The 5,026-nt window shown below is 72.9% G+C and carries 5 protein-coding genes; 3 read left to right on the forward strand and 2 right to left on the reverse strand.

Going from position 1 to position 5,026, the window contains the following annotated elements:
* The first annotated feature begins 145 nt into the window (after positions 1 to 145).
* The 3 genes from ACWCO3_RS31310 to ACWCO3_RS31320 all read left to right on the forward strand — a co-directional run bounded on the left by ACWCO3_RS31310 (position 146) and on the right by ACWCO3_RS31320 (position 3,675).
* Positions 146 to 1,498: a M20/M25/M40 family metallo-hydrolase gene (locus ACWCO3_RS31310; RefSeq protein WP_450013491.1), complete on the forward strand. Its 1,353-nt coding sequence runs from the start codon at positions 146 to 148 to the stop codon at positions 1,496 to 1,498.
* Between the two features lie 223 nt (positions 1,499 to 1,721).
* Positions 1,722 to 1,928 (forward strand): hypothetical protein, encoded by a 207-nt coding sequence (locus ACWCO3_RS31315; RefSeq protein WP_030333429.1) that lies wholly within the window; start codon positions 1,722 to 1,724, stop codon positions 1,926 to 1,928.
* A gap of 154 nt (positions 1,929 to 2,082) precedes the next feature.
* A complete protein-coding gene (locus ACWCO3_RS31320; RefSeq protein WP_244311578.1) occupies positions 2,083 to 3,675 on the forward strand; it encodes an ATP-dependent DNA ligase in 1,593 nt (530 codons plus the stop codon).
* 19 nt (positions 3,676 to 3,694) lie between these two features.
* Here the strand turns inward: ACWCO3_RS31320 and ACWCO3_RS31325 are convergent, their stop codons facing one another.
* Together ACWCO3_RS31325 and ACWCO3_RS31330 are read right to left on the reverse strand one after the other, a co-directional pair.
* Complete coding sequence (locus ACWCO3_RS31325) at positions 3,695 to 4,336, reverse strand: hypothetical protein (RefSeq protein ID WP_450013487.1); 642 nt, start codon at positions 4,334 to 4,336, stop codon at positions 3,695 to 3,697.
* A 101-nt stretch (positions 4,337 to 4,437) separates the two neighbouring features.
* On the reverse strand, positions 4,438 to 5,026 hold a 589-nt coding region (locus ACWCO3_RS31330), incomplete at its 5' end, for an SURF1 family protein (protein ID WP_450013489.1).

Below are 5,026 nucleotides of genomic sequence, written 5' to 3' on the forward strand. Positions count from 1 at the left end.
TCGCCATGGACAGTGGTGGCACGTCGGTGCCGGTCTCGGCCGACCTCACCGTCCGACCGGGACGGCGGGCGGCGGTGACGGTACGGGCTCCGGCGGCACACCCAGGTAAGGCCGGCATACGATGCCGGTCATGACCTCACCGATCATGTCCGAGTCCGAGGTGCGGGCCGCCGTCGAGCGGGAGATGCCCGGCGTACGCGCCGACCTGGAACGCCTCGTCCGCATTCCCGGCATCGCCTTCGAGGGTTTCGACCACTCGCACGTGGAACGTTCCGCCGAGGCGGTCGCCGAGTTGCTGCGCGGCTGCGGCCTGGACGTCGAGATCGTGCGTTCCGGCGGCCAGCCCGCGGTGATCGGCCGTCGGGCAGCCCCGCCCGGTGCGCCCACCGTCCTGCTCTACGCCCACCACGACGTGCAGCCGGTCGGCGACCGGTCGCTGTGGGAGTCCGACCCGTTCGAGCCGGTGGAGCGCGACGGCCGGCTCTACGGCCGGGGCGCGGCCGACGACAAGGCCGGCATCATGGCGCACGTCGCGGCACTGCGGGCGTACGGGGACGCGCTGCCGGTCGGCGTGGTGCTCTTCATCGAGGGTGAGGAGGAGTACGGCTCCGACTCGCTGGAGCAACTGCTGATCGATCACCGCGACGAGATCGCGTCGGACGTCATCGTGATCGCCGACTCCGGCAACTGGGACATCGGCGTACCGGCGTTGACCACCTCCCTGCGCGGCATCGTCAACTGCTTCGTCGAGGTGCGCACGCTGGACCACGCCGTGCACAGCGGCATGTTCGGCGGTGCGGTACCGGACGCGCTCACCGCGCTGGTCCGGCTCCTGGCGACCCTGCACGACGACGCCGGTGACGTGGCCGTGGAGGGGCTGGTCGCCAAGGTGGGCGCCACCGTCGACTACCCCCAGGACCGGGTGCGGGCCGAGGCCGGGCTGGCCGACGGCGTGCAGTTCATCGGCACCGGCCGGATCACCGACCGGATCTGGACCAAGCCCGCGCTGGCGGTGCTCGGCATCGACGCGCCCTCCACCGGCGAGGCGCCGAACGCCCTGGTGCCGGCCGCGAAGGCGAAGCTCAGCATCCGCCTGGCCCCGGGTGACGACCCCAAGCGGGCGTACGCGGCGGTGCGCGCGCACCTGGAGAAGCACGCGCCGTGGGGCGCCCAGGTGACGGTCAGCTTCGAACACGACGGCAACCCGTGCGTGATCGACGCGTCCGGGCCGATGTTCGACGCCGCCCGATCGGCCTTCCGGACCGCCTGGGACGGCACCGACCCGGTGGACATCGGCATCGGTGGTTCGATCCCGTTCATCGCCACCTTCCAGGAGATGTTCCCGAAGGCGGCGATCCTGGTGACCGGTGTGGAGGACCCGCACGCCCGCGCGCACGGTCCGAACGAGAGCCTGCACCTGGGGGAGTTCGCCCGGGTCTGCCTCGCCGAGGCCCTGCTGCTGGGCAACGTCGCCGCTGCGGGAGGCGCGGGCCGTTAAGCCCGCACCCCCACCCCACACCTGAGATCCGCGCAACAGCACTGTTGTTGCTGCCTCCCGCTTGTCGGAGGCAGCAACAACCGGGAAGTTGCGCGGATCTTGGCGGCGGGGCGGGGCCGGGCGGGTCAGCCCGCGCGGGCAGTTGGGTAGCGACACGGCAACTTTGCGCCTGATCTGGCGCTTTACGGCGTGTCGCATGGTCAGCTGTTATAGCCTTTCGAACATGAGTACGAACGAGGTGATGGCCCGGTTGGGGGCCGCTGTCAGCGCGTTGGGGGACGTCGACGTCTCCGCGTGGTCCGAGGACACGCTCAACGAGCAGCTCGGTGAGCTCTCCGCCGCACTGGTCGCCCTCGACTCGGTGCTCTCCCGCGTGGCCGGCGAGGTTCGCGCCCGGGGGTTGCGCATCGAGGAGCCTGTCTCCGCGTAGGGCCTGTTCCATGAGCACTGGCCGGCCTGCGGTGGACCCGGCTCGACCGCCCTCATGAAACAGGCAGTGATCGTCGTCCGCATGGGCGGGCGGCACCCTCCCGACACCGCCCGGGCACGGCAATGCCCGGGCGGTGTCGGAGGTGACTGGCAGGATGAGCTGCGTGCGGTTCCTTGACCTGGCAGCCACCTCCGCCGCCGTCGCCGCCACCAGCGGCCGGCGCGCCAAGGTGGAGCTGCTCGCTGATGCGCTGCGCCGGCTGGACCCGGGTGAGGTCGAGCCCGGCGCCGGCTATCTCGCCGGTGAGCTGCGCCAACGGCAGACCGGGGTGGGCTACGCGAGCCTGCGTGACCTGCCAGCGCCGGCCGCCGAGCCGACGTTGACAGTGGCGGGCGTGGACGCGGCCATCGAGCAGATCTCGGCCGCGCGGGGCGCGGGTTCGCAGTCCCGGCGGCGGGCGCTGCTCGGGGCCCTCTACGCGGCGGCGACCGCCGACGAACAGCGACTGCTCACCGGTCTGTTCAGCGGTGAGCTGCGCCAGGGCGCCCAGGCAGGGCTGCTCGCCGACGCGGTGGCCCGGGCCGCCGAGGTGCCGGTGGCAACCGTCCGGCGGGCCCTCCTGCTCGCCGGTGACCTGCGCGTCGTCGCGGTGGCCGCGCTGACCGGAGGAGCCGCCGAGTTGGCCGGGTTCGGCCTCCAGGTCGGCCGTCCGCTGGCACCGATGCTCGCGCAGAGCGCCTCCTCGGTCGACGAGGCGCTCGCCGCGACCGGCACGCCGGCGGTGGTCGACGTGAAGCTCGACGGCATCCGCATCCAGGTGCACCGCTCCGGCGCCGACATCGCCGTCTTCACCCGCAGCCTCGACGAGATCACCGCCCGGGTGCCCGAGGTGGTCGCCGCGGTCCGTGCGCTGCCGGGCCGTGAGTTGGTGCTCGACGGCGAGGCGATCGGCCTGGACGAGACGGGCCGGCCACTGCCGTTCCAGCAGACGTCGAGCCGGGCCGCCCGACGCACCACCCCCAGCACCACCGGGCGCACACCTGTCGCCCCGGCGGTGCTCGCGGCAGCCGCCACCACCGGCACGGCAGTGCTCACGCCGTACTTCTTCGACCTGCTGCACCTCGACGGCGAGGATCTGATCGACCTGCCCGGCCGGGAGCGGTGGGCCGCCCTCGCGGGGGCGGTGGACTCGTCGCTGCTGGTCGGTCGGATGGAGGTCGACGGCCCTGAGCAGGCTGCCGCCGCGTTCGCCGCCGCACTCGACGCTGGGCAGGAGGGCGTGGTGGTCAAGGCCCCGGACGCCCCCTACGACGCCGGTCGGCGTGGTGCCGCCTGGGTCAAGGTCAAGCCCCGGCACACCCTCGACCTGGTGGTGCTCGCCGTCGAGTGGGGCAGTGGCCGGCGCAAGGGTTGGCTGTCCAACCTGCACCTGGGCGCACGCGACCCGCACACCGGCGGCTTCGTCATGCTCGGCAAGACGTTCAAGGGGCTCACCGACGAGGTGCTGCGGTGGCAGACCGAGCGCTTTCTCGACCTCGCCGTGGAGCGCGGCGACTGGGTGGTCCGGGTCCGACCCGAGCAGGTCGTGGAGATCGCCTTCGACGGGGTGCAGACCAGTTCCCGCTATCCGGGTGGGATGGCGCTGCGTTTCGCCCGCGTGGTGCGGTATCGCGACGACAAGTCCGCCGCCGAGGCGGACACCATCGACGCTGTCCGGGCCATCCACGCCGGCCGCCCCACCGGTTGACCAGCGGTCCCGGCCCGGTTCACCTGACGGACAGCGACCTCGCGTAGTTCACCTGGTTGTTCAGGTGCTGCACCTGGATCTGGTCGCTGACCGGGATCCTCGCCACGTACTGCTGCGCGCCGTTGGTGACCGTCACCTGCACCGTGCCGTGGTGCCGGGTCTCCTTCACCAACAGGAACAGGAGGCTGAAGAAGGCCAGGCAGAAGAAACCGACGATGGCGCAGACCAGTGCCCAGGTCGCCACCTTCTCCTCGCGCTGCCAGTAGTCGGCCACGTGCCAGGTGGCACCGGCCAGCGGCAGCACCCCGGTCGGCGTACGGATGATCGGTGGGCACACGGCGATCTCGGCGATCTGCACCGCTACTACCTCCGGCCCGCCCGTGTAGCCGGCCAGGGCCGGGTTCGGGGCCATCGGGGTCGGTGGGTACGGCCCGACCGCCGGCCACGCCCCGGCCGGCTGCGCGGGCGGCCCGGAGAACGGCGCTGGTGGCCCCGAGAATGGCGCGGGCGGCCCGGAGAGCGGTGTGGCGGGGAACGGCGTGGTGGGCGGTGGCGTGGCGAACGGCGCGGTCGGCTGCTCGGCGGCCCACGGGTCGGTAGGCGGCTGCGTCTGGTGACCCGGAACCGGCTCGGGCAGTGGTGCCGTGGGATCCACGCTCATCGGCACCCCCAAGGTGACGTGATCACCCGGCGGAGACTACCGGCTGCCCTGGTGTCCCGGGTGCCCCCGAGTGTCCGGTCGAGACGCCGGCACGGGCCCGGTCAGACGGACGCGCTCGGCGCGGGCTCGGCCGCCCGGTCCAGCGGTGCCTCGGGAGCGCCGAGACCGGCGGCTCGACGTGCCTCGCGGCGGGCCACCCAGCCGTAGCCGAACAGGGCCATCACCGCGAAGAGCCACCACTGCACGACGTAGCCGAAGTTCTGCCAGTTGTTGGCGTGCCCGACCGGCACCGCCTTGAACACCGGGTCGGCCGCCGGGGTCTGCTCGTCCAACAGCAGGTACGCGCCGTAGACCGGGTAGGGCAGCTCGTCGGCCAGCCGGGACACCCCGATCCGTCGGATCTCCAGCCGGCCGTCACGCCGCTCGGCGGCGCGGGCCCCGCTCTCGGTCTCGTGCACCCGGCCGACCACCGTCACGTCGCCGGTCGGCACCGCCGGCACCGTCGGCTGGGCGGTGGCCGCCCCACCCGGCGCCGGGGGGATCCAACCCTGGTCCACCAGCAGTGCAGTGCCGTCCGCGAGCACCAACGGGGTGAGCACCTCGAAGCCGACCCGGCTGTCCACCGTCCGACCACGGACCAGCACGGTGTTCGCCGGGTCGTACCTGCCGGTGACGGTGACCCGGGTCCAG

The organism is Micromonospora sp. NPDC002411 (genome assembly GCF_053592955.1).